This is a genomic window from Pseudomonas sp. JH-2 (assembly GCF_036231725.1).
GTDB lineage: Bacteria > Pseudomonadota > Gammaproteobacteria > Pseudomonadales > Pseudomonadaceae > Pseudomonas > Pseudomonas delhiensis.
This window is the reverse complement of sequence record NZ_JAZAQP010000002.1, coordinates 246015-269087: the sequence shown is the minus strand read 5'-3', so window position 1 is coordinate 269087 and position 23073 is coordinate 246015. Positions and strand designations below refer to the sequence as shown.

19 protein-coding genes are annotated in these 23073 nt (G+C 66.7%); 8 read left to right on the top strand and 11 right to left on the bottom strand.

All coding sequences use genetic code 11. The annotated features are described in order from the left end of the window. Nucleotides 1–56: 56 nt before the first annotated feature. The 6 genes from etfA to gbcA all read right to left on the bottom strand — a co-directional run bounded on the left by etfA (nucleotide 57) and on the right by gbcA (nucleotide 9414). Nucleotides 57–1289, bottom strand: coding sequence for an electron transfer flavoprotein subunit alpha (gene etfA, locus VV867_RS02690; RefSeq protein ID WP_275628194.1), 1233 nt, complete (start codon nucleotides 1287–1289; stop codon nucleotides 57–59). 307 nt (nucleotides 1290–1596) lie between these two features. Continuing rightward, entirely contained in the window at nucleotides 1597–3558 is a 1962-nt protein-coding gene (gene dgcB / locus VV867_RS02685; RefSeq protein ID WP_109934354.1) for a dimethylglycine demethylation protein DgcB, read from the bottom strand. A 97-nt stretch (nucleotides 3559–3655) separates the two neighbouring features. Then, a complete protein-coding gene (gene dgcA / locus VV867_RS02680) occupies nucleotides 3656–5716 on the bottom strand; it encodes a dimethylglycine demethylation protein DgcA (RefSeq protein WP_328565564.1) in 2061 nt (686 codons plus the stop codon). 49 nt (nucleotides 5717–5765) lie between these two features. Beyond that, on the bottom strand, nucleotides 5766–6296 hold the full coding sequence (locus VV867_RS02675; protein ID WP_043256596.1) for a DUF5943 domain-containing protein: 531 nt from the start codon (nucleotides 6294–6296) through the stop codon (nucleotides 5766–5768). A 130-nt stretch (nucleotides 6297–6426) separates the two neighbouring features. After that, on the bottom strand, nucleotides 6427–7404 hold the full coding sequence (locus VV867_RS02670; RefSeq protein WP_109934356.1) for a dipeptidase: 978 nt from the start codon (nucleotides 7402–7404) through the stop codon (nucleotides 6427–6429). A 720-nt stretch (nucleotides 7405–8124) separates the two neighbouring features. Continuing rightward, nucleotides 8125–9414 carry a glycine-betaine demethylase subunit GbcA gene (gbcA, locus tag VV867_RS02665; protein WP_109934357.1) on the bottom strand — a complete coding sequence of 430 codons (1290 nt, stop codon included), beginning with the start codon at nucleotides 9412–9414 and terminating at the stop codon, nucleotides 8125–8127. A gap of 449 nt (nucleotides 9415–9863) precedes the next feature. Here gbcA and gbcB point away from each other — a divergent pair, with 449 nt between their 5' ends. From gbcB to VV867_RS02645, 4 genes are all read left to right on the top strand, one after another. Then, nucleotides 9864–10967, top strand: coding sequence for a glycine-betaine demethylase subunit GbcB (gene gbcB, locus VV867_RS02660; protein ID WP_275628192.1), 1104 nt, complete (start codon nucleotides 9864–9866; stop codon nucleotides 10965–10967). Between the two features lie 311 nt (nucleotides 10968–11278). Beyond that, nucleotides 11279–12565, top strand: coding sequence for an NAD(P)/FAD-dependent oxidoreductase (locus VV867_RS02655; protein WP_328565563.1), 1287 nt, complete (start codon nucleotides 11279–11281; stop codon nucleotides 12563–12565). Between the two features lie 60 nt (nucleotides 12566–12625). Continuing rightward, entirely contained in the window at nucleotides 12626–13408 is a 783-nt protein-coding gene (locus VV867_RS02650) for an NYN domain-containing protein (RefSeq protein WP_109934360.1), read from the top strand. 64 nt (nucleotides 13409–13472) lie between these two features. Next, nucleotides 13473–13793: a DUF2845 domain-containing protein gene (locus VV867_RS02645; RefSeq protein WP_275628189.1), complete on the top strand. Its 321-nt coding sequence runs from the start codon at nucleotides 13473–13475 to the stop codon at nucleotides 13791–13793. A gap of 51 nt (nucleotides 13794–13844) precedes the next feature. Here VV867_RS02645 and VV867_RS02640 read toward each other — a convergent pair whose 3' ends face one another. The 5 genes from VV867_RS02640 to VV867_RS02620 all read right to left on the bottom strand — a co-directional run bounded on the left by VV867_RS02640 (nucleotide 13845) and on the right by VV867_RS02620 (nucleotide 19053). Continuing rightward, nucleotides 13845–15149: a HipA domain-containing protein gene (locus VV867_RS02640; protein ID WP_275628188.1), complete on the bottom strand. Its 1305-nt coding sequence runs from the start codon at nucleotides 15147–15149 to the stop codon at nucleotides 13845–13847. Continuing rightward, complete coding sequence (locus VV867_RS02635) at nucleotides 15149–15436, bottom strand: helix-turn-helix domain-containing protein (protein WP_109934363.1); 288 nt, start codon at nucleotides 15434–15436, stop codon at nucleotides 15149–15151. The genes VV867_RS02640 and VV867_RS02635 overlap by 1 nt, the downstream gene beginning before the upstream one ends. Before the next feature lie 302 nt (nucleotides 15437–15738). Further along, a complete protein-coding gene (locus VV867_RS02630) occupies nucleotides 15739–17235 on the bottom strand; it encodes a CoA-acylating methylmalonate-semialdehyde dehydrogenase (protein ID WP_328565562.1) in 1497 nt (498 codons plus the stop codon). Between the two features lie 177 nt (nucleotides 17236–17412). After that, complete coding sequence (locus VV867_RS02625; RefSeq protein WP_009614286.1) at nucleotides 17413–17706, bottom strand: cupin domain-containing protein; 294 nt, start codon at nucleotides 17704–17706, stop codon at nucleotides 17413–17415. Continuing rightward, nucleotides 17707–19053: an aspartate aminotransferase family protein gene (locus VV867_RS02620; RefSeq protein ID WP_328565561.1), complete on the bottom strand. Its 1347-nt coding sequence runs from the start codon at nucleotides 19051–19053 to the stop codon at nucleotides 17707–17709. A gap of 137 nt (nucleotides 19054–19190) precedes the next feature. Between VV867_RS02620 and VV867_RS02615 the strand changes: the two genes are divergently transcribed. The 4 genes from VV867_RS02615 to VV867_RS02600 all read left to right on the top strand — a co-directional run bounded on the left by VV867_RS02615 (nucleotide 19191) and on the right by VV867_RS02600 (nucleotide 23060). Next, nucleotides 19191–20111 carry a LysR family transcriptional regulator gene (locus VV867_RS02615; RefSeq protein WP_089392504.1) on the top strand — a complete coding sequence of 307 codons (921 nt, stop codon included), beginning with the start codon at nucleotides 19191–19193 and terminating at the stop codon, nucleotides 20109–20111. A 488-nt stretch (nucleotides 20112–20599) separates the two neighbouring features. Next, entirely contained in the window at nucleotides 20600–21949 is a 1350-nt protein-coding gene (locus tag VV867_RS02610) for a flavin-containing monooxygenase (protein WP_328565560.1), read from the top strand. A gap of 3 nt (nucleotides 21950–21952) precedes the next feature. After that, nucleotides 21953–22375 (top strand): RidA family protein, encoded by a 423-nt coding sequence (locus VV867_RS02605; RefSeq protein WP_089392506.1) that lies wholly within the window; start codon nucleotides 21953–21955, stop codon nucleotides 22373–22375. 10 nt (nucleotides 22376–22385) lie between these two features. After that, nucleotides 22386–23060 (top strand): DUF1028 domain-containing protein, encoded by a 675-nt coding sequence (locus VV867_RS02600; protein ID WP_328565559.1) that lies wholly within the window; start codon nucleotides 22386–22388, stop codon nucleotides 23058–23060. Nucleotides 23061–23073: the final 13 nt, after the last annotated feature.

Sequence of the window (23073 nt, the reverse complement as noted above, 5' to 3'; positions counted from 1 at the left end):
CTAGCACCGTGCTGCGCTCTTGCTTGAAGCTTGCAGCTTGAAGCTTGCCGCTGCTTTCAAGCCGCATCCCGCGCCCCTCCCTGCCGATACTCCTCGACCAGGCGGATCAGCGCCTGGAGGATCGCCGTGGAATCGCCAATCACCGAGAGGTCGGCGCGCTTGATCATGTCGCAGCCGGCGTCCATGTTCACCGCCACCACCTTGTCGCAGGCGCCGATGCCCTGCAGGTGCTGGATGGCGCCGGAGATGCCCACCGCCAGGTAGACCCGCGCGGTGACCCAGGTGCCGGTGGCGCCGACCTGGCGGTTGCGCGGCATGTGGCCGTCGTCCACCGCCACCCGCGAGGCGCCCTCGGTGGCGCCCAGGGCAGCGGCGGCACGGTGGAACAGGTCCCAGTCCTGCACGCCGTTGCCGCCGGAAAGGATGAACTCGGCCTCGGCCATGGGAATCTGCGCCGGGTCCACGGCCACCGGGCCGAGGTCCTCGATGCGCGGCAGGTTACGCGCCACGCCGCCGTCCAGGCCGACCGGGCGGGCCTCGTGGCGCGTCTCGCTGACCGGCTCGGCGCACTCGGCGGCGGCCAGGATCAGCCGCGCCAGCGGCCGCTGCAGGTCCTGCTGGCCGGCGCCGGCGCGGCCAATGCAGTGCTCGCCCTCGGCCTGCCAGACGCGGGTGGCCGGGCGCTCGCCGAGGCTGGCGGCCAGGCGCCGGCCCAGCTCGCCGCCACCGCTGCGGCTGTCGGGCAGCAGCCAGTGGCGCGGGACGAACTGGCCGTCCACGGCGCGCAGCGCCAGCACCCGCTGTTCCGGGGCGTAGCCTTCGTATTCGTCGCCTTCGACCTGCAACAGGCGGTCGACGCCGGCGGTGTCGAAGGCGCTTTCCTTGTGCTCGCCGAAGACGATGGCCAGTACCGCGCCGGCGTCGCCGGCGAGCTTGCGGGCCAGGCCCAGCAGGTCGCGGTCGTGGCTGCTCAGGCGGCCGCCGACCATGTCCGGCACCACGGCGATGTAGAAGGCCGGCTGCTCGATGACCTGCAGCGGCAGCTGCACCACTTCCGGCGCGCTGGAGCGCTTGCCGACGGTGCCCTGCTGGCCGCCGGAGCGGTCGATGCGCCTGATGCCGCTGGGGCCGATGAAGCCGACGGCATGGGGGTTCTTGCGGACCAGGCCATTGGGGCCCATCCAGCGCACCTCGCCGCCCTGGGCGGCCTGCATGGCCTGGTGCAGCGGGTGCAGGCGGTTGCGGGCGATCCACTCGGCGCGCGGGTCGCGGCGGATGATGTCGCTCATGCTTGGGCCTCCAGGGCGAATATGCTCTTCGTAGGAGCGAGCTTGCTCGCGAACGGGTTGGCATTGACGCTCGGGCTACCCTCTCCCCCCGCCCTCTCCCTGAAGGGAGAGGGAGCTATTCGTGCTGCCCTGTAAGAAACGGTGCATGTGGTCAGTCCAGTGCAGCGGGCAAACCAGCTAAAGCCGACGTCCGCCGTGGCAGAGACGGTCCCCTCTCCCTTCGGAGCGGGGCGCGCAGCCAGGGTTAGGGAGAGGGCCTGCGGACTCACAGTCAGCACAGGACCCAAAGTGAGGAACACCGTTCTCATCAATGCACCCCCGCCACTTCTTCACGCCGCGCCGGCTTTTTTGCCGGCGCCTCCGCGCTCTCGACCAGCACCTCCGCCACCAGCTCGGCGATGTCCTTGATCTCCGGGCGCGGGGCGACCACGCCTTCGAGCATCGCGGTGCACTGCGGGCAGCCCACGGCCACCAGCTCGGCGCCGGTCTCCTTGATGTCGACCATGCGCATGTCCGGGATCCGCTGCTTGCCGGGGATGTCGGTGATGGGCGCGCCGCCGCCGCCGCCGCAGCAACGCGAGCGGAAGCCGGAGCGTTGCATCTCCTTCACCTCGATGCCGATGGCCTTGAGCACATTGCGTGGTGCTTCGTACTCGCCGTTGTAGCGGCCCAGGTAGCAGGGGTCGTGGTAGGTGACGCTGTCGGCCTTGCTCTGGCCCAGTTGCAGCGCGCCGGCCTTCACCAGTTCGTCGATGAAGGTGGTGTGGTGCAGCACTTCGTAGCTGCCGCCCAGGGCGCCGTATTCGTTCTTCAGCACGTGGAAGCTGTGCGGGTCGCAGCTGACGATGCGCTTGAAACGGTACTGCGCCAGGGTGGCGATGTTGCGCCTGGCCAGGCTCTGGAAGGTCGCCTCGTCGCCCAGGCGGCGGGCCACGTCGCCGCTGTCGCGTTCTTCCAGGCCGAGCACGGCGAAGTCCACCCTGGCTGCCTTCAGAATCTTCACGAAGGCCCGCAGGGTGCGCTGGTTGCGCATGTCGAAGGCGCCGTCGCCGACCCAGAACAGCACCTCGGCCTGCTTCTGCTCGCTCATCAGCGGCAGGTTCAGGTCGGCCGCCCAGTTCAGCCGGCCGCCGGGGGCGAAGCCGCCGGGGTTGTCGGTGGCGATCAGGTTCTCCAGCACCTCGGCGCCCTTGTTCGGGGTGGCGCCCTTCTCCAGGGTGAGGTGGCGGCGCATGTCGACGATGGCGTCGACGTGCTCGATCATCATCGGGCATTCCTCGACGCAGGCGCGGCAGGTGGTGCAGGACCACAGCGTCTCGGCGTCGACCAGGGCCTTGCCTTCCAGCGAGACGATGGGCAGGTGCGGGCCGCCGCTGTGCTCACCCAGGGGCTTGCCGGGATAAGGCGAGCCGGCGAACTTGGCGTCGTTGCCGCCGGCCAGGCCGATGACCATGTCCTGGATCAGCTTCTTCGGGTTCAGCGGCTGGCCGGCGGCGAAGGCCGGGCACATGGCCTCGCACTTGCCGCACTGCACGCAGGCGTCGAAGCCCAGCAGCTGGTTCCAGGTGAAGTCGGTGGGCTTTTCCACGCCCAGCGGGGCCATGGGGTCGCTCAGGTCCAGGGCCTTGAGGCCGGTGGAGCGGCCGCCGCCGAAGCGTTCGGCGCGACGGTGCCAGGCCAGGTGCAGGGCGCCGGCGAAGGCGTGCTTCATCGGCCCGCCCCAGGTCATGCCGAAGAACAGCTCGGATACGCCCCAGGCCACGCCGATGGCGAGGATGGCCGCCAGGAACCAGCCGCCGAAACCTTCCGGAAGAATGCCGGCCACCGGCAACGTGGCGATGAAGAAGCTTGCGGAGAACATCAGCAGGCTCTTCGGCAGGCGCATCCACGGGCCCTTCGACAGCCGCGAAGGCGGGTCGAGACGGCGCTTGGCGACGAACAGCGCGCCGCCGAACATCAACGCCGTGGCCGCCAGCAGGGCGAAGCCGAGGATGCGGCTGTGCAAACCAAAGCCATGCACGACGATCGCCAACAGCGCCGCCAGGACGAAGCCGCCGGCGGTGGCCACGTGGGTCTTGGACATGTACTTGTCGCGCTCGACCACATGGTGCAAATCCACCAGGTAGCGGCGCGGCACGGCCAGCAGGCCGCCGAGCCAGTCGACCTTCGACGGCCGCCCGCGGCGCCACATGGCGAAGCGCTTCACGGCGCCCAAGGCGGCCAGTGCCACGGCGGAGAAAAGGAGGATAGGAAGCAGTGTGCTCAACATGGATAACCACCTTAGCCGCAGCTACAGGCTGCAAGCGGCAGGCTCCAGGCCAAGCTCTCTCTACCTGTAGCCTGCCGCCTGCAGCCTGCCGCTGCTCTTAGAAGTCCTTGCACAGCCGCAGCGCGTCGTAGATCGCCGCGTGGGTGTTGCGCTGGGCCACGCAGTCGCCGATGCGGAACAGCAGGTAGCCGTCACCGGGCTCGGAAAGGCACGGTTGCGGTTTGATCGCGAACAGCGCCTCGACGTCGATCTGGCCCTTGTTGCGCGAGCCCTGCTTGAGCGCGTAGTACAGGCTCTCGTCCGGCCGCACGCCGTTCTCCACGACCACCTGGTCGACCACCCGCTCCTCTTTCGCGCCGGTGTATTCGTTCTCCAGCACCGCCACCAGCTTGTCGCCCTCGCGGTAGACCTTCTCCAGCATCAGGTCGCCGGTCATGATCACTTCCTTGGGGTACATGCTGCGGTAGTAGGTGGGGAAGGTGGTGCCACCGATGGCCACGCCGGGCTTGATGTCGTCGGTGACGATCTCCACCAGCGCGCCCTTGTCGGCGAGGAAGTCGGCCACCGACATGCCGCTGAACTCGCAGATGGTGTCGTAGACCAGCACGTTCTTGCCGGGGGCGACCCTGCCGTCGAGGATGTCCCAGCTGCTCACCACCAGGCCCTCGGCGGCGCCCCAGTGCTCGTTCTGCTCGAGGAACGGGTGGCCGCCGTTGGCCAGCACCACGATGTCCGGGCGCAGGTCCATGATGGTGTCGGCATCGGCACCGGTGCCCAGGCGCAGGTCGATGCCCAGGCGCGCCAGCTCCAGCTGGTACCAGCGGGTGATGCCGGCGATCTGGTCGCGCTGCGGCGCCTTGGAAGCGGTGGTGATCTGCCCGCCAAGCTGGTCCTTCTTCTCGAACAGGGTCACGTCGTGGCCGCGTTCGGCCGCCACGCGCGCGGCCTCCATGCCGGCCGGGCCACCGCCGACCACCACCACCTTGCGCTTCACGCCAGTGGTCTTCTCGATGATGTGCGGTACGCCCATGTATTCGCGGCTGGTGGCGGCGTTCTGGATGCACAGTACGTCCAGGCCCTGGTACTGGCGGTCGATGCAGTAGTTGGCGCCGACGCACTGCTTGATCTGGTCCACCTGGCCCATCTTGATCTTGGCGATCAGGTGCGGGTCGGCGATGTGTGCGCGGGTCATGCCGACCATGTCCACGTAGCCGCCCTCGAGGATGCGCGTGGCCTGGTTCGGGTCCTTGATGTTCTGTGCGTGCAGCACCGGCACGTTGACCACTTCCTTGATGCCCGCCGCCAGGTGCAGGAAGGGCTCCGGCGGGTAGGTCATGTTGGGGATGACGTTGGCCAGGGTGTTGTGGGTGTCGCAGCCGGAACCGACCACGCCGATGAAGTCGAGCATGCCGGTGTCGCTGTAGTACTTGGCGATCTGCTTCATGTCCTCGTGGGACAGGCCGTCGGGGTGGAACTCGTCGCCGCAGATGCGCATGCCCACGCAGAAGTCGTCGCCGACTTCCTTGCGCACCGCCTTGAGCACTTCCAGGCCGAACTTCATGCGGCCCTCGAAGGTGCCGCCCCATTCGTCGGTACGCTTGTTGACCCGCGGGCTCCAGAACTGGTCGATCATGTGCTGGTGCACGGCGGACAGCTCGACGCCGTCCAGGCCACCTTCCTTGGCGCGACGGGCAGCCTGCGCGTAGTTGCCGATCACCCGCCAGATCTCTTCCGGCTCGATGGTCTTGCAGGTGGCGCGGTGCACCGGTTCGCGGATGCCCGAGGGCGACATCAGGGTCGGCCAGTTGAAACCGTCCCAGCGCGAGCGGCGGCCCATGTGGGTAATCTGGATCATGATCTTGGCGCCGTGCTTGTGCATGGCGTCGGCCAGGTTCTGGAAGTGCGGGATGATGCGGTCGGTGGACAGGTTCACCGAGCTCCACCATTCCTGCGGGCTGTCGATGGCCACCACCGAGGAACCGCCGCAGATGGCCAGGCCGATGCCGCCCTTGGCCTTCTCCTCGTAGTACTTCACGTAGCGCTCGGTGGTCATGCCGCCGTCGGTGGCGTAGACCTCGGCGTGGGCGGTGGAGAGCACGCGGTTGCGGATGGTCAGCTTGCCGATCTGGATCGGCTGGAACATTGCCTCGAAAGCCATTGCGGCATCCTCACGGAATCAGAGGTTCTTGTTGTGGGTGCGAGCCGGGTCAGAGCGGCTTGACGATGAACAGGCCGTCGTCGTGGCCTTCTTCCGAGCCGCTGTAGACCTGCTCGGCCACGGTGCGGATGCTGCTGCCGCGGGCCTGGAGAATCTGGTCCATGGCGCCGGCGAACCAGCCGGTGAACATGTAGTCGACCTTGCGGTTGACCTTGCCGTACACGTACACGAAGGCGGAGTGCTTCAGGCGCACCTGGGCGGTGCCCTTGTCGAGGTCGATCTGCTCGATCTGGAACAGGCCCCAGCCACGCTGGGACAGGCGCTTCATGTAGTGCTCGAACACCGCCACGCCTTCGATGCCATGGCATTCGGCTTCCTTCTCGCACCAGTGCCAGGCGGACTTGTAGCCGGCCTTGTAGAGGATTTCGGCATAGCGCTCGGCGCCCAGCTCCTCCTCGATGCCCATGTGGTTGTTGACGAAGAAGTGCCGCGGCACGTAGAGCATCGGCAGGGCGTCGGTGGTCCAGACACCGGTTTCGCTGTCGACTTCGATGGGCAGTTCGGGGGCGTGTTTGGCCATGGCTCGGTTCTCGGAATGCGGTTGATTAACGTGGCCGGCGTGGCCGGCATGATGGGTATCGCTGCGCTCCACCCATCCTACGAAGAGGTCTGGAGGCCCGGCACCGGGTACGCGGGCACTCCGCCAAGGCTTACTCGCCCCAGACGTCCGCCAGGACGCGCACCCAGTTCTCGCCCATGACCTTGCGCACCACGCGCTCGGGCATGCCGCGCTTGAGGAGGGTCTCGGTGAGGTTGGGGAACTCGCCCACGGTGCGGATGCCCAGCGGGTTGATGATGGTGCCGAAGCGCGTCAGGCGACGGGCATAGCCCTTGTCGTGGGTGAGGTACTCGAAGAAGTCCTGGCCATGGCCCTGGGTGAAGTCGGTGCCGATGCCGATGGCGTCCTCGCCGACAATGTTCATCACGTACTCGATGGCCTCGGCGTAGTCGTCGATGGTCGCGTCCACGCCCTTGGCCAGGAACGGCGTGAACATGGTCACGCCGACGAAGCCGCCGTGGTCGGCGATGAACTTCAGTTCCTCGTCGGACTTGTTGCGCGGGTGCTCTTTCAGCCCGGAAGGCAGGCAGTGGGAGTAGCAGACCGGCTTTTTGGATTCGAGGATGACTTCCTCGGAAGTCTTGCTGCCGACGTGGGACAGGTCGCACATGACGCCGACGCGGTTCATCTCGGCGACGATCTCGCGGCCGAAGCCGGAGAGCCCGCCGTCACGCTCGTAGCAGCCGGTGCCGACCAGGTTCTGGGTGTTGTAGCACATCTGCACGATGCCCACGCCCAGCTGCTTGAACACCTCGACGTAGCCGATCTGGTCCTCGAACGCGTGGGCGTTCTGGAAGCCGTAGAGGATGCCGGTCTTGCCCAGCTCCTTGGCGCGGCGGATGTCGGCGGTGCTGCGGACCGGGATGACCAGGTCGCTGTTGTCGCGGATCAGCTTGTTGCTGGCGACTATGTTGTTCACCGTGGCCTGGAAGCCTTCCCACACGGACACGGTGCAGTTGGCGGCGGTCAGCCCGCCCTTGCGCATGTCCTCGAAGAGTTCGCGGTTCCACTTGGCGATGATCAGGCCATCGATGACGATGCTGTCGGCGTGAAGTTCGGCTGGGCTCATCTGGCGTCTCTCTATATCAGGCAAGGCTTGTCAGGCTTGGCGCGCCGGGACTTGTGCCGGCGCTTTGGGGGCAGCATATCCCCGGGTGACGGGGCGGCCCGATTCGAAAACGACCAGGGTCGTACCGAAAGCGTCAAGGCGGCGACATGCGCGACACCGAAGGCGTCGCGGACGGGCATATGGGTATGAGGGCGGCGGTTTAGAGAGCCTGGGGGAATGAGCGGGGATGGCTTTTCGTGGGACGATGGCTGTTTCGCGGGACGATGGCTTTTCGTAGGAGCGAGCTTGCTCGCGAATGGGGTTTGCCGGAAGGAATTGGCGCAGGATGAAAGAGCACCCTCTCCCTAACCCTCTCCCTGAAGGGAGAGGGAACCGTTGGGCAGGGCTGGGTGCTCTGGAGTCAGCCGGCAGCACCGAAGGTTTCCGGTTGAAACCATTCCTCCTCTCGGCACGGACTAGCCCCCTCTCCCTTCAGGGAGAGGGCTGGGGAGAGGGAGCGGAGTCAACCCCACAGCACAGTCGCCGGGGAGCACTGTTCGCGAGCAAGCTCGCTCCTACGAAAAGCAGCCGAACCCTCAACGATTCCGCCAACAAGCCACCAGGTTCCACACCATCAGCAAGCCGACGACCACCGAGCTGCCATAGAACAGCAGGCTATCCACGCTATCCCCTCCGAAATGCAGGCGCCCCCGGGAAGGGGGCGCCAGGTGGACGAACGGCTTACTCGTGGGCGACCAGCCGCGCGTGGGCGGACTCTTCGCCGAGGTTGTTGAGCATGCGCTCGCTGTACCAGTCGAGGAAGTTGATCACGCCGAACTCGTAGGTCTTGGAATACGGGCCCGGCTGGTAGGCGGTGGAGTTGATCCCGCGCTGGTTCTCCTCGGCCAGGCGGCGGTCCTGGTCGTTGGTGGCGTCCCACACCTCGCGCAGGCGCTGCACGTCGTAGTCCACGCCTTCCACCGCATCCTTGTGCACCAGCCACTTGGTGGTGACGACGGTTTCCTGCGCGCTGATCGGCCACACGGTGAAGACGATCAGGTGGTCGCCCATGCAGTGGTTCCAGGAGTGCGGCAGGTGGAGGATGCGCATCGAGCCCAGGTCGGGGTTCTTGATGCGGCCCATCAGCTTCTTGCTGCCCGGCTTGCCGTCCATGGTCATGGACACGGTGCCGTCGAGCAGCGGCATGCGCACGATGCGGTTGCGCAGGCCGAAGCTGGCGTGGGCATAGGGGATCTTCTCCTCGTCCCAGGCCTTGGTACAGGCCGCCACCTGGTCCTTGAACGCCTGGCTGGCACGCGGGTCGGTGACGTCATCCCACTCCAGCAGGGTCTTCAGCAGCTCCGGGTGCGAGCCGTTGCAGTGGTAGCACTCGCGGTTGTTCTCGATCACCAGCTTCCAGTTGGCCGCTTCCCTGATGGTGGTCTGCACGGCGACCTTGGTGTTCTCCATGTCGTACGGCTCCATGTAGTGCTCGAGCGTACGCAGGAAGTCGTCGATGGCCGGCGGGTTCTCGGCCAGGGAGATGAAGATGTAGCCGCCGGCGGTCTTCACGTTCACGGGCTTGAGGCTGTAGTCCTTCATGTCGAAGTCGGCGCCCATCTCGGTGCCGGCGAACAGCAGGCGGCCGTCCAGCTCGTAGGTCCACTGGTGGTAGGGGCAGACCAGCTTGGCCACCTTGCCCTTGTCGCTCACGCACAGTCGCGAGCCGCGGTGGCGGCAGACGTTGTGGAAGGCGTGGATCTTGCCTTCGGCGCCGCGCAGCACGATGACCGGGTTGTCGCCAATCTGCACGGTGAGGAAGTTGCCCTTGGCGGGGATCTCGCAGGTCATGCCGGCGATCAGCCATTCCTTCTGGAAGATCTCCTGCATGTCGAGCTTGAACAGGCGCTCGTCGTTGTAGAACGGCTGCGGCAGGGAGAAGGAATGGTCACGGGTACGCAGCATTTCGGCGGTGGCCTTGCGGGCCTGTTCCAGCGGATCGCCCAGACTCAGGGTGGTGGTGACGTCCATCGGTTGGTCCTCATGCCCCGCCGGGAGGCGGCGGTGGCGAAATTGGGTGGCTGATAACGGTTCTACGCTACGCAAGGTGGCTTTCACGGCCTTCGGCACTGCGGTGGCTCCGCAATCCCGCCCTGCCGATGGACGGGGCCCGCGGCGGCGGGCATGAAGGTCAGACGCTCTACTGGATTACCTTCGTCTCGGCTGGAAGGCAGTGTGCGTCCGGGCCTTGCGGGTGCCTTATCCATGGGCGACACGACCGCATCCGTTTCCGACGCGGTAGCCCGCGCCCCAGGCGGCAGGTCGCGATAAGCATGCAAATGTCGCTGGCAGGTAAATGGGGGGCACGGCGCGTGCGCACAATCGGCCCCATCAGGCATGCCGAAAAGGCCGGGGCGAGCGTCCCCGCCCGGCGCTGCCCCATTCGGCCGGGAAACGGCCTGCGTGCGCGGAGAGACATCATGTCGACCAGCAACTTCCTCAATCCGGTGAACACCCAGACCTGGACCAACGGCCGCCACCTGGTGCGCTGTGTCAAGGCCATCCAGGAGACCTGGGACGTACGCACCTTCTGCTTCATGGCCGACCAGCCGATCATGTTCTTCTTCAAGCCCGGGCAGTTCGTCACCCTGGAGCTGGAGATCGACGGCCAGCCGATCATGCGTTCCTACACCATCTCCAGCTCGCCCTCGGTGCCCTACAGCTTCTCCATCACCATCAAGCGGGTGCCCGGCGGCAAGGTCTCCAACTGGCTGCACGACAACCTCAAGGAAGGCGACCAGGTCCCGGTGCACGGCCCGGTGGGCAACTTCAACGCCATCGACTTCCCCACCGACAAGGCGCTGTTCCTCTCCGGCGGCGTCGGCATCACCCCGGTGATGTCCATGGCGCGCTGGTTCTTCGACACCAACGGCGCGGTGGACATGGTCTTCGTGCACAGCGCGCGCACGCCCAAGGACATCATCTACCACCGCGAGCTGGACCACATGGCCTCGCGCATCGCCAACTTCAAGGTCCACCTGATCTGCGAGAAGTACGAGATGGGCGAGGCCTGGGCCGGTTACCGCGGTTTCCTGAACAAGGCCATGCTGCAGCTGATAGCGCCGGATTTCCTCGAACGCGAGGTGTTCTGCTGCGGCCCCACGCCCTACATGCACGCGATCAAGCGCCTGCTCGAAGCCGAAGGCTACGACATGTCGCGCTACCACGAGGAAGCCTTCGGCCCGACCCCGCCGGAAGTCCGCGAGGAAGTGAAGGAACTGGCCGCCGAAGCCGCCGAGGCCCCGGAAATCCCCGCCGCCGACCTGCACAACGTGGAGTTCTGCGAAACCGGCAAGAGCATCCGCGTGGCCCCCGGCGAAACCGTCCACGCCGCCGCCGCCAAGCTCGGCCTGCACATCCCCAAGGCCTGCGGCATGGGCATCTGCGGCACCTGCAAGGTGATGAAGCGCTCCGGCGAGGTGGACATGGAACACAACGGCGGCATCACCGACGAGGACGTGGCCGAGGGCTACATCCTGTCGTGCTGCAGCGTGCCGAAGGGGGATGTGGTGATTGAGTATTGAGTGCGCTCGGGTAGGCCACGGAGCGATGGTTCGACCCCGCTCCCTCTCCCTAGCCCTCTCCCTGAAGGGAGAGGGGACCGTTCGGAGCGCTTGGATATTTCAGAGTCAGCCGGCAGCTCTGTAGTTTCCGGCTAAAGCTATGCTCATCTCGGCACGAACAAGCCCCCTCTCCCTTCAGGGAGAGGGTTGGGGAGAGGGCGCTCTCCCCCAAGCTCCAGTCCCCCAAGGAATCCCAACCCGAAGATTTTTCAATTGCCCTCCCCGCCCCAACGGCTAAACACTCGTTCAACAACTCAAGGGACGAGTCCGCCATGCCCAGCTTCACCCAGACCTACTACGAAGCCACCTCCGAGAAACCGGCCTTCCCCGCGCAAACGGGCCGCCTAGACACCCGCGTGTGCATCCTCGGCGGCGGCCTGGCCGGGCTCAACACCGCCCTGGGCCTGGCCGAACGCGGCATCACCGACGTGGCGCTGCTGGAATCGCACTACGTCGGCCACGGCGCCTCGGGACGCAACGGCGGCTTCGTCTTCGGCGGCTACAGCCTGGGCAACGCCGACCTGCTCGCCACCCTCGGCGCCGAGGAAGCCCGCCGGCTCTACCACCTGACCCTCGAAGCGGTGGACCTGATCCGCCAGCGCGCGCGCCGCTACGGCATCGACTGCGACCTGCTGGACGAAGGCGTGATCCTGGCCAACTGGTTCAACGACCCGGCCCGCCTGGAAACCCCGCGGCGCCTGATGAAGGAAGCCTACGGCGTGGACTGGGAGCCGATCTCCGCCGGTGCGCTCAGGGAACAGCTCAAGACCGAGCGCTACTTCGGCGGCCTGCTGGAACGCAACGCCTTCCACTTCCACCCGTTGAAATACGTGCGCGGCGTGGCCCGCACCGCTGCGGGAATGGGCGTGCGCATCCACGAAGACTCGCCGGCCCTGGGCATCGAAAAACGCGACGGGCGCTTCGTGGTGCGCACCGCCGGCGGCGAAGTGCACGCCGAACAGGTGGTGTTCTGCGGTGGCGGCTACGCCCGCGGCGTGTACCGCCCCATCGAGCGCGCGGTGCTGCCCATCGCCACCTACGTCATCGCCACCGAGCCCCTGGGCGAGCGCCTGAAGGACGCCATCGCCAGCCAGGCCGCGGTCTACGACACCCGCTTCGCCTTCGACTACTACCGCCCGCTGGCCGACACCCGCATCCTCTGGGGCGGGCGCATCTCCATCCTCGACCGCGGCCCGGCTGCCATCGCCGCCCTGCTCAGGCGCGACCTGACGCTGGTTTATCCACAGCTGGAAGACGTGAAGGTCGAGTACTCCTGGGGCGGCCTGATGAGCTACGGCCGCCACCAGATGGCGCAGATCGGCCAGGACCCGGCCGGCATCTGGCACGCCATCGGCTTCGGCGGCCACGGCATGGCGCCGACCACCGTGGCCGGCGAAGTGCTAGCCGACGCCATCAGCGGCGCCAGGGCGGTGCCGGCCGGCTTCGCCCGCTTCGGCCTGACGCGCGCCTTCGGCCTGGCCGGCCTGCTCGCCGCCCAGGCCACCTACACCGCCTACGAGGCCCGCGACGCTCTCGACAGCCGCCGTCTCAACGGCTAGCGCTGGTGCCCGGCGCGCTACCGGTCTAAGGTCGTTGCAAGCCTTCAGACCGGAGTACCCATGGCGACCAAGACCACCCCCAACCGCCAGCAGACGCACCTGGCCGTACTGATCGACGCCGACAACGCCCCCGCCGCCATCGTCGAGGGCCTGTTCGAGGAGATCGCCAAGTACGGCGTGGCCAGCGTCAAGCGCATCTACGGCGACTGGACCCAGCCGCAGCTGGGCAAGTGGAAGCAGGTGCTGCTCGACCACTCCATCCAGCCGATCCAGCAGTTCGCCTACACCAAGGGCAAGAACGCCACCGACAGTGCGCTGATCATCGACGCCATGGACCTGCTCTACACCCGCCGCTTCGACGGCTTCTGCCTGGTCTCCAGCGACAGCGACTTCACCCGCCTGGCCGCCCGCCTGCGCGAGGAAGGCCTGATGGTCTACGGCTTCGGCGAAAGCAAGACGCCGGACCCCTTCGTGCGCGCCTGCGACAAATTCATCTACACCGAAATCCTCCGCGCCGACCCGGTGACCCCGGCGGAACCGGCGGAAACCGGCCAGCCCCAGGAACCCAAGGCGCCAGTCGCCAAGCCCAAGCCCCAGCGGGTGCCGCTGGACTTCATCGCCAAGGTGCTCGACGACATCGCCGACGACGAGGAAGACTGGGTGCAGCTGGGTGCCCTCGGCCAGAACATCAGCAAGCTGCGCCCGGCCTTCGACCCGCGGCTGTACGGCTTCAAGAAACTCAGCGACCTGATCAAGGGCCACCCCAAGCGCTTCGAACTGCAGGCCCGCGGCGGCAGCAACAGCGGCGGCAAGGACCTGTACGCGCGCAACGTGCGCAAGTGAGCCGCGTCAAAGGCACGGGATAGAGCGAGCCGGTATGCTGGGGCGGTCATCCAGGAGGAAAGCCATGACCGCCCTATCCCGCAGCCTCTTCGCCGCCCTGCTGCTAGGCCTGGCCCTGTGCGCTAGCGCCCAGGCCTCGACGCTGCGCTGCGGCACCCAGCTGATCAACGAAGGCGACAAGATGGACGCGGTGCTGGAGAAATGCGGCGCGCCGACGAAACGCGAGGTGATAGGCCCACTCCCACCCCGGCGTGGCCCGGACGGCAAGTTCATCCCCGGCGGCCCAACCTTCGAAGTCTGGACCTACCCTCCACAGAACGGCGCCACGCGGGTACTGCGCTTCCGCGAAGGCATCCTGACGCAGATCGATACCGAGTTCCGCTGATCCCCGCCGCTGTTCGCTCTTCGTAGGAGCGAGCTTGCTCGCGAACCGCCTTCAACCACCCAGCCGCGTAGCCATCTCACCAATAACGATGGCCACCAACGCCCGCAGCAGTCGAACCTCGCCAGCCAGCGTGGCACGCAATTCCGGCCGAACGGCCGATAACGCCAGATTCTCCTGCTCGACCTCCGCAAGCAGCGCCTGCGCCTGCTCCCGTACCGCCCTGGTGAGCCTAGCCACATGCTCACGCGCCGTAGCCGGCTTGATGCCCATGGCCTCGCCGGCTGCCACCAGCAGCGCCCCATCGATCTCCTGTAGACGCTCGGTACCCAGAATCGGCCAGGCCATAGCAGCCTGCTGCGGCCAACGCTCCTGCCCGAATGCCCGAGTCCCGTATACGGCCGTGCAGAGCAGATCGTAGAACGGTGCAAGGTTGAAACCCCGGCGCGTGACCAGCAGGCTCAGGTTCTTCAGGTGCGCATCCTCGTTACCCACCAGCACATTGAACACCAGCCAGCGGAACAGGCTCAGGCGCGCCCTCACCGAAGGCCGGCTATCGCTGGCGATCTCGCGCAGGCGCTCGATGCTGCCCTGGTTGTACTTGAAGGCACGGTCCAGGCCGAGCAACTGGCAGGCATCGATGCAATGCAGGCGCTCCCAGTCGCCCCCGACCTGGCAGCGGTCGAAACGCTGCACCAGGTACACCGGCTGCGGCACATAGCGCCGATGCACAGCGGGTACCTCCAGCCCGACACGCGCGGCCAAGGTCATCACGAACCACTCGTTGATCACCGAATGAGCCCATGCCGGGTCCGGGTGATCGGGCTTGAGGATATGCGTCGAAGGGGTGCTGCCGATGGGTTCGAACAAGTCGCTGCCATCGAATACGACGGCCACCTTGTGCTGTGCTCCCGCCAGCGACATGCGCTTGGCCGCGCGTTCGGCCAGCGGCACCTGGGGCATCTGCTCGATGCGCCGGGATAGCTCCGTATCGGGCAATGCGCGTAGTTCGCCGGGCGCCGGCAGTTGCTCCGGTGGCAGCAAGGTGAGCGAACCTGCCGACTCGGCGCCGAAGTGCTCCAGCAAGCCGAAAGCATCCGCCTCCGCCAAGCGCGCCGCTCCCGCCAACAGGCGTCGCTGCCCCTCCTCCGGCAGCAGATTGTCGAAGTACCACTGCACCGGACGCTGGCTTGCGCCATCCACATGGGGCTCGCTGCGAAGCGGCAGCCCCGGACACAACGGATAGGCCTCGGGCGCATCCAGCCACTCGCGGGAATAGGCGAACGCCCAGGCGCCGTTGTTCTCCTCAAGGCTGCCGACGCGGGTCTGGTTGATCCAGGCATCCAGTTGCCGAACCATCAGTCCTCCTTGCCGCCTTCAGCCTTGTAGACAAGCCGTTGCAGCTGTTGCCGGGTCGGCTCCGCGTACTCCTCCGGCACCTCGATGGAGACTTGCAGACCCAACTCCTGCAGGACCTGGAACAGCTTGCCCCACTGCACGCGTTCGGCACCGCGCTCGACCTTGCCAAGGAAGTTCTCGCTCACACCGATGCTGCCGGCGGCATCGTCCTGGCGCAGGTTCATGGCCTTGCGGCTGGCGCGTACCAGCAGGCCGAGGGTGGCAGGTGAGTCGATATCGACTTTCATGAATAATCCTCATGACTGTGAGGATTTCGTGCCGACCAGCACAAAAAACAACTAAATCCTCACGATTGCGAGGATTCTAGACCCTAACGACGGATGTTCAATTAAATCCGCATGAGCGCGAGGATTGTGTGCACTGGCTCAGAGCTGTTCGCGAGCAAGCTCGCTCCTACACGTACATCGGAAATATCGCCGTATTCCAGCCCAAGGGCGTGGCTACTCACCGATTGATGGGTATCGCTTCATGCCTGGCAAAACGAAAAAGGCCGGTCATCTGACCGGCCTTTCCCTTACCTCACGCCACCTCAGCTATTGCTGGGGAAAGCGAACTGCGCCGCCTCGTGGCTCTTGCGCTGCGGCCAGCGCTGGGTGATGGCCTTGCGCTTGGTGTAGAAGCGCACGCCGTCCGGGCCGTAGGCGTGGAGGTCGCCGAACAGCGAGCGTTTCCAGCCGCCGAAGCTGTGGTAGGCCACCGGGACCGGCAGGGGGACGTTGACGCCGACCATGCCCACTTCGATCTCGTCGCAGAACAGGCGGGCGGCTTCGCCGTCGCGGGTGAAGATGCAGGTGCCGTTGCCGTATTCGTGGTCGTTGATCAGCTGCATGGCTTCTTCCAGGCTGTTCACGCGGACGATGCACAGGACCGGGCCGAAGATTTCTTCCTTGTAGATGATCATTTCCGGGGTCACGCGGTCGAACAGGGTGCCGCCGAGGAAGAAGCCGTTCTCATGGCCGGCGACCTTGTAGCCGCGGCCGTCCACCACCAGTTCGGCGCCCTGCTCTACGCCGCTGTCGATGTAACCGGTGACCTTGTCGCGCGCCGCGCCGGTGACCAGCGGGCCCATGTCCAGGCCGCAGGAAGTGCCGGCGCCGATCTTCAGGCCCTTGACCTGCGGGACGATCTTCTGCACCAGGGCGTCGGCGATCTGGTCGCCCACGCACACGGCCACCGAGATGGCCATGCAGCGCTCGCCGCAGGAGCCGTAGGCGGCGCCCATCAGCGCGCTGACGGCGTTGTCCAGGTCGGCGTCGGGCATCAGCACGGCGTGGTTCTTGGCGCCGCCCAGGGCCTGCACGCGCTTGCCGCGCTTGGTGCCTTCGGAATAGATGTACTCGGCGATCGGGGTCGAGCCGACGAAGCTCAGGGCCTTGACTTCCGGGGCCTCGATCAGCGCGTCCACCGCGCCCTTGTCGCCGTGCACCACGTTCAGCACGCCTTTCGGCAGGCCGGCTTCCTGGAACAGTTCGGCGATCAGCAGGGTGGAGCTGGGGTCGCGCTCGGACGGCTTGAGGATGAAGGTGTTGCCGCAGGCGATGGCCAGCGGATACATCCACAGCGGCACCATGGCCGGGAAGTTGAACGGGGTGATGCCGGCGACCACGCCGATGGGCTGGAAGTCGCTCCAGGCGTCGATGTTCGGGCCGACGTTGCGGCTGTACTCGCCCTTGAGGATTTCCGGGGCGGCGGTGGCGTACTCGACGTTCTCGATGCCGCGCTTCAGCTCGCCGGCGGCGTCCTCGAGGGTCTTGCCGTGTTCTTCGCTGATCAGTTTGACGATGCGCTCTTCGTTGGCTTCGAGCAGTTGCTTGAAGCGGAACAGCACCTGGGCGCGCTTGGCCGGCGGGGTGTTGCGCCAGGCCGGGAAGGCGGCCTTGGCGGCGTCGATGGCCTGCTGCATGGTTTCGCGGTCGGCCAGCGGGACCTTGCGCACGGCTTCACCGGTGGACGGGTTGTAGACGTCGGCGGTGCGGCCGGTGTCGGCGATCAGCTCGCCGCCGATCAGGTGCTTGATGGTGGTCATCGTCTTGTCTCTTCTCGCTGAAAGTGTGGGGTACCGGGCCTCCAAGAGCCCCTCTCCCCAGCCCTCTCCCTGAAGGGAGAGGGGGTTTGTTCGGTGTGTTGGGTGGGCCGCGGAGCCCGCCGGGGACTGCACTCTAAGGCGAGTCTCCCGGCGCTGCCTACGCGCGGGCCCGCGTGCTCAGTGTTGCTTGAGCTCGATCTCGATGAAGGCCACTTCGTGGTCGCAGGGGTTGATCACGTTGTGCTCGGTGCCGATCTGGCGGGTGTAGCTCTGGCCCAGGACCAGCGGCGCGCGCCGCTCGCCCTCGGGGGTTTCCAGCAGCAGTTCGCCGCCGGTCACCGGGACCACCACGTACTCCATGCCGTGGCGGTGCCAGCCGGTCTCGGCACCGGGGGCGAAGCGCCACTCGGTGACCAGGACCTTGTCGTTGTCGATCTGCACCGTCGGGACGGCCTTGGGACGCTCGCTCACTTACGCCACCCCGTTCAGGGCTTCGCCGACCGCGTCGAACAGGCGGTCGAGGTCTTCCGGCTTGGCGTTGAAGGTCGGGCCGAACTGCAGGGTGTCGCCGCCGAAGCGCACGTAGAAGCCTTCCTTCCACAGCTTCATGCTGGTTTCGAACGGGCGCACGATGGCGTCGCCGTCGCGCGGGGCGATCTGGATCGCGCCGGCCAGGCCGCAGTTGCGGATGTCGATGACGTTCTTCGCGCCCTTGATGCCGTGCAGGGCCTTCTCGAAGTGCGGCGCCAGCTCGGCGGACTGCTGGATCAGGTTTTCCTTCTGCAGCAGGTCCAGCGCGGCAATGCCGGCGGCGCAGGCGACCGGGTGGGCGGAGTAGGTGTAGCCGTGGCCGAATTCCACCGCGTATTCCGGCAGGTTCTGGCCCATGAAGGTGTCGTAGATCTCGCTGCTGGCGATGACCGCGCCCATGGGCACGGCGCCGTTGGTGACCTGCTTGGCGACGTTCATGATGTCCGGGGTCACGCCGAAGTATTCGGCGCCGGTGGCCTTGCCCATGCGGCCGAAGGCGGTGATGACTTCGTCGAAGATCAGCAGGATGTTGTTGGCGTCGCAGATTTCGCGCAGGCGCTGCAGGTAGCCCTTCGGCGGCACGATCACGCCGGCGGAACCGGACATCGGCTCGACGATCACGGCGGCGATGTTGGAGGCGTCGTGCAGTTCGATCAGCTTCAGCAGCTCGTTGGCCAGCTCGACGCCGCCGGTCTCGGCCGCGCCCCTGGTGAAGGCCATGCCCGGCTGCAGGGTGTGCGGCAGGTGGTCGACGTCCATCAGCGGGCCGAACATCTTGCGGTTGCCGCCGATGCCGCCCAGGGCGGTGCCGGCGACGTTCACGCCGTGGTAGCCACGGGCGCGGCCGATCAGCTTGGTCTTCTGCGCCTGGCCCTTGATGCGCCAGTAGGCGCGGGCCATCTTGATCGAGGTGTCGGCGCACTCGGAACCCGAGCCTGTGAAGAACACGTGGTTGAGGTTGCCGGGGGTGAGGTTGGCGATCTTCTCGGCCAGCTGGAAGGACAGCGGGTGGCCGTACTGGAAGCCCGGGGAGTAGTCGAGGGTGGTCAGCTGCCTGGCCACCGCGTCGGCGATTTCCTTGCGCGAGTGACCGGCGCCGCAGGTCCACAGGCCGGACAGGCTGTCGTAGATGCGACGGCCCTTGTCGTCCACCAGGTAGCTGCCTTCGGCGGCGACGATGATGCGCGGGTCCTTGTGGAAGTTGCGGTTGGCGCTGAAGGGCATCCAGTGGGCCTTCAGGTTCAGGTCGGCGGCGGCCGACGGCGCTACGTTCACTTGCTGGTTCATGGAGTTCGTCCTCGACGACTGTCTTGTTGGGCGCGCAGGCCGCGTCACGCCTGCTGCGATGGCTCAAGATTGGGCCTGACTAAACGTGAGTTAAAGCCTATTCTTCTCACGTTCAGTTTCGGTTCGGTAAAACTAAAATGGCAAAATCCCGCAGCCCGTCCCTGGGCCAGGTCAGCGACTTCGAAATCCGCCTGCTGCGCATCTTCAAGACCATAGTCGAGTGCGGCAGCTTTTCCGCCGCGGAAAGCACCCTGGGCATCAGCCGCTCGGCCATCAGCCTGCACATGGGCGACCTGGAGAAACGCCTGGGCATGCGCCTGTGCCAGCGTGGCCGGGCCGGCTTCGCGCTGACCGACGAGGGCCGCGAGGTGTACCGCGCCACCCAGTCGCTGCTGGCGGCGCTGGAGGGCTTCCGCGCCGAGGTCAACGAGCTGCACCAGCACCTGCGCGGCGAACTCAACATCGGCATCATCAACAACCTGGTGACCCTGCCGCAGATGCGCATCACCCACGCCCTGCGCGCGCTCAAGGCGAGCGGGCCGGGGGTGCGCATCAACATCGGCATGACCACGCCCAACGAAATCGAGCTGGGCGTGCTCGACGGCCGCCTGCACGTCGGCGTGGTGCCGCTCATCAGCCCGCTGTCGGGGCTGGAGTACTCGCCGCTGTACGACGAGCGGTCGCTGCTGTTCTGCAGCCGCGAGCACCCGCTGTTCGAACGCGAGGACGCGGGCATCACGGTGGCGGAAATCCACGCCTGCGCCGCGGTGGCGCCCAGCTACCGCATCCCCGCCGAGGCCCAGGAGCGCCACCAGGAGCTGACCGCCAGTGCCAACGCCTCGGACCGCGAGGGCATGGCCTTCCTGATCCTCACCGGCAGCTACATCGGCTACCTGCCCGACCACTACGCCGCCGACTGGGTGGCCCAGGGCCGCATGCGCGCGCTGCGCCCGGAACGCTTCCACTACGACATCCCGCTGACGGTGGTGACGCGCAAGGGGCGGCGGCCGAACCTGGTGCTGGAGCGGTTCCTGGAGGCGGTGGCGGAGAGCCGGTAGGAAATTTCGCCCACACACCTCTGCCAAACCTGTACTCCGCCCCCTCCCTAACCCTCCCCCGCAAGCGGGAGAGGGGGCCGTCCGGCATGAAGCGCAATCACCAGGCTCCCTGAGCCACAATGCGCACGAATCGCGGACAAAGTCCGCTCCTACAGTTCCAGGGAAGCACGGACGTAGGAGCGGACTCCGTCCGCGATTGGACTCACCGACCGCGCCGAACGTCCCGGCGGCACCGCCAACGGCACATAACCACGAACGGCTATTCGCCCTACACCCCATCCGTTTTATCTTCCCTGCCACGCAAAAACCTATACCCCCTCCCCGCCACCCCCGCGCGGCCCGTGGCTTGCGGGCCCACAGTTTTTCCCTAGCCTGCGACTACAAAAATCATAATTTCGCTAATCCCCGGCGCTGAACAGAATGCGGCCAACACGCGGTGGACAGCCGTGACCGCAGAACAACAACGATCAGAGTCCGAGGAATCACCCATGGCCGACCTGAATCAGACCACCTTCGGCAAGCCCGCCGGCAAGACGCTCGATGGCATTGAAACCGATACCCTCGTGGTGGGCGCCGGCCAGGCCGGCGTGGCCATGAGCGAGCACCTGACCGCCCAGGGCGTGCCGCACATCGTGCTGGAGAAGAGCCGCATCGCCGAAGCCTGGCGCACCGGCCGCTGGGATTCGCTGGTGGCCAACGGCCCGGCCTGGCACGACCGCTTCCCGAACATGGAGTTTTCGGTCGGCCCGGACGAGTTCCCGCACAAGGAGCAGGTGGCGGACTACTTCGTCGCCTACGCCAAGCAGTTCGACGCGCCCATCCGCACCGGCGTGGAAGTGAAGAAGGTGACCCGCAACCAGGGCCGCCCCGGCTTCACCGTGGAGACCTCCGAGGGCACCCTCCAGGCCCTGCGCATCGTCTCCGCCACCGGCCCGTTCCAGCGCCCGGTGATCCCGGCCATCGCGCCGAAGGACGAACGCATCCAGCAGATCCACTCGGCCCACTACTTCAACCCGCAGCAGCTGCCCGAAGGCGCCGTGCTGGTAGTGGGCGCAGGCTCCTCCGGCGTGCAGATCGCCGACGAGCTGAACCGCGCCGGCAAGCGCGTGTTCCTCTCGGTGGGCGCCCATGACCGTCCGCCGCGCAGCTACCGCAACCGCGACTTCGTCTGGTGGCTGGGCGTGCTCGGCCTGTGGGACGCCGAGGAAGTGCAGCCGGGCCGCGAGCACGTGACCATCGCCGTGAGCGGCGCCCGTGGCGGCGAGACCATCGACTTCCGCCGCCTGGCCAACGAGGGCATCACCCTGGTCGGCCTGACCAAGGCCTTCGAAGGCGGCAAGGTGAGCTTCCAGGACGATCTGGTGAAGAACCTGGAGGCCGGCGACCGGAACTACCTCGACCTGCTGGACGCCGCCGACGCCTACATCGAGCGCAATGGCCTGGACCTGCCGGAAGAGCCGGAAGCCCGCAGGGTCTTCCCGGACGCCGAGTGCGTCCGCAACCCGATCCTCGAGCTGGACCTGGCCGCCGCCGGCATCACCTCGATCATCTGGGCCACCGGCTACGCCGTTAACTTCGACTGGCTGCAGGTGGACGCCTTCGACGAGAAGGGCAAGCCCAAGCACCAGCGCGGCGTGTCCCGCGAGCCGGGCGTGTACTTCGTCGGCCTGCCGTGGCTGTCGCGCCGGGGTTCCTCGTTCATCTGGGGGGTGTGGCACGACGCCAAGCACGTCGCCGGCCACATCGCCACGCAACGCAAGTACGTCGAATACCAGGACGCCTCGCAGCGCGAGGCCTCCGCTGAATCGCAAGCCAAAAAAGCCGCTTCCTGGGAGTAAGTGATGCCTACCCACACCCGCATCCGCATGTTCAACACCAAGGACACCTACCCGAACCAGTCCCTGGACAACGACCTCTGCCAGGCCGTGCGCGCCGGCAACACCGTGTACGTGCGCGGCCAGGTCGGTACCGATTTCGAGGGCAACCTGGTGGGCCTGGGCGACCCCCGCGCCCAGGCCGAGCAGGCGATGAAGAACGTCAAGCAACTGCTGGAAGAAGCCGGCAGCGACCTGTCGCACATCGTCAAGACCACCACCTACCTCATCGACCCGCGCTACCGCGAGCCGGTCTACCAGGAGGTCGGCAAGTGGCTCAAGGGCGTGTTCCCGATCTCCACCGGCCTGGTGGTCTCGGCCCTGGGCCAGCCGCAGTGGCTGATGGAGATCGACGTGATCGCGGTGATCCCGGACGACTGGAACCAATAAGGAGCGGCCCATGACCTTCTCCATCGTCGGCCGCTGCGCCGAGACCGGCCAACTGGGCATCGCCATCAGCTCCTCGAGCATCGCCGTCGGCGCGCGCTGCCCCTGGGTACGCGCCGGCGTCGGCGCGGTGGCCACCCAGAACGTCACCCTGCCGGCCCTCGGCCCGCAGATCCTCGACCGCCTGGAAGCGGGCCTGGCGCCCGCCGCGGCGCTGGACCAGGCGCTGTCCAGCAACGGCTACGGCCAGTACCGCCAGGTCACGGTCATCGACCAGCACGGCCAGGTGGCGCTGTTCACCGGCAGCGAGGCGCTGGGCGTGAACCACGCGGTGGCCGGCGAGAACTGCGTGGCGGCGGGCAACCTGCTGTCGTCCACCGCGGTGATAGAAGCCATGGCCAAGGCCTTCGAGGCGGCCGACGGCTGCCTGGCCGAGCGCCTGCTGGCAGCGATGCAGGCGGCCATGGCCGCCGGCGGCGAAGCCGGGCCGGTGCACTCGGCGGCGCTGAAGGTGGTGGGCGACCTGGTCTGGCCGGTGGTCGACCTGCGCGTGGACTGGGCCGACGAGGCGCCCATCGACGCGCTGGAGCAACTCTGGGTAGCCTACAAGCCGCAGATGCAGGACTACATCACCCGCGCGCTGGACCCGACCAAGGCGCCGAGCTACGGCGTGCCCGGCGACGAGTGACATCCCCTGTAAT

Excerpts from the sequence above, each read along its gene's own strand:
- etfA (WP_275628194.1), bottom strand. The coding sequence starts at position 1,289 with ATGAGCGACATCATCCGCCGCGACCCGCGCGCCGAGTGGATCGCCCGC.
- dgcB (WP_109934354.1), bottom strand. The coding sequence starts at position 3,558 with ATGTTGAGCACACTGCTTCCTATCCTCCTTTTCTCCGCCGTGGCACTG.
- dgcA (WP_328565564.1), bottom strand. The coding sequence starts at position 5,716 with ATGGCTTTCGAGGCAATGTTCCAGCCGATCCAGATCGGCAAGCTGACC.
- VV867_RS02675 (WP_043256596.1), bottom strand. The coding sequence starts at position 6,296 with ATGGCCAAACACGCCCCCGAACTGCCCATCGAAGTCGACAGCGAAACC.
- VV867_RS02670 (WP_109934356.1), bottom strand. The coding sequence starts at position 7,404 with ATGAGCCCAGCCGAACTTCACGCCGACAGCATCGTCATCGATGGCCTG.
- gbcA (WP_109934357.1), bottom strand. The coding sequence starts at position 9,414 with ATGGACGTCACCACCACCCTGAGTCTGGGCGATCCGCTGGAACAGGCC.
- gbcB (WP_275628192.1), top strand. The coding sequence starts at position 9,864 with ATGTCGACCAGCAACTTCCTCAATCCGGTGAACACCCAGACCTGGACC.
- VV867_RS02655 (WP_328565563.1), top strand. The coding sequence starts at position 11,279 with ATGCCCAGCTTCACCCAGACCTACTACGAAGCCACCTCCGAGAAACCG.
- VV867_RS02650 (WP_109934360.1), top strand. The coding sequence starts at position 12,626 with ATGGCGACCAAGACCACCCCCAACCGCCAGCAGACGCACCTGGCCGTA.
- VV867_RS02645 (WP_275628189.1), top strand. The coding sequence starts at position 13,473 with ATGACCGCCCTATCCCGCAGCCTCTTCGCCGCCCTGCTGCTAGGCCTG.
- VV867_RS02640 (WP_275628188.1), bottom strand. The coding sequence starts at position 15,149 with ATGGTTCGGCAACTGGATGCCTGGATCAACCAGACCCGCGTCGGCAGC.
- VV867_RS02635 (WP_109934363.1), bottom strand. The coding sequence starts at position 15,436 with ATGAAAGTCGATATCGACTCACCTGCCACCCTCGGCCTGCTGGTACGC.
- VV867_RS02630 (WP_328565562.1), bottom strand. The coding sequence starts at position 17,235 with ATGACCACCATCAAGCACCTGATCGGCGGCGAGCTGATCGCCGACACC.
- VV867_RS02620 (WP_328565561.1), bottom strand. The coding sequence starts at position 19,053 with ATGAACCAGCAAGTGAACGTAGCGCCGTCGGCCGCCGCCGACCTGAAC.
- VV867_RS02615 (WP_089392504.1), top strand. The coding sequence starts at position 19,191 with ATGGCAAAATCCCGCAGCCCGTCCCTGGGCCAGGTCAGCGACTTCGAA.
- VV867_RS02610 (WP_328565560.1), top strand. The coding sequence starts at position 20,600 with ATGGCCGACCTGAATCAGACCACCTTCGGCAAGCCCGCCGGCAAGACG.
- VV867_RS02605 (WP_089392506.1), top strand. The coding sequence starts at position 21,953 with ATGCCTACCCACACCCGCATCCGCATGTTCAACACCAAGGACACCTAC.
- VV867_RS02600 (WP_328565559.1), top strand. The coding sequence starts at position 22,386 with ATGACCTTCTCCATCGTCGGCCGCTGCGCCGAGACCGGCCAACTGGGC.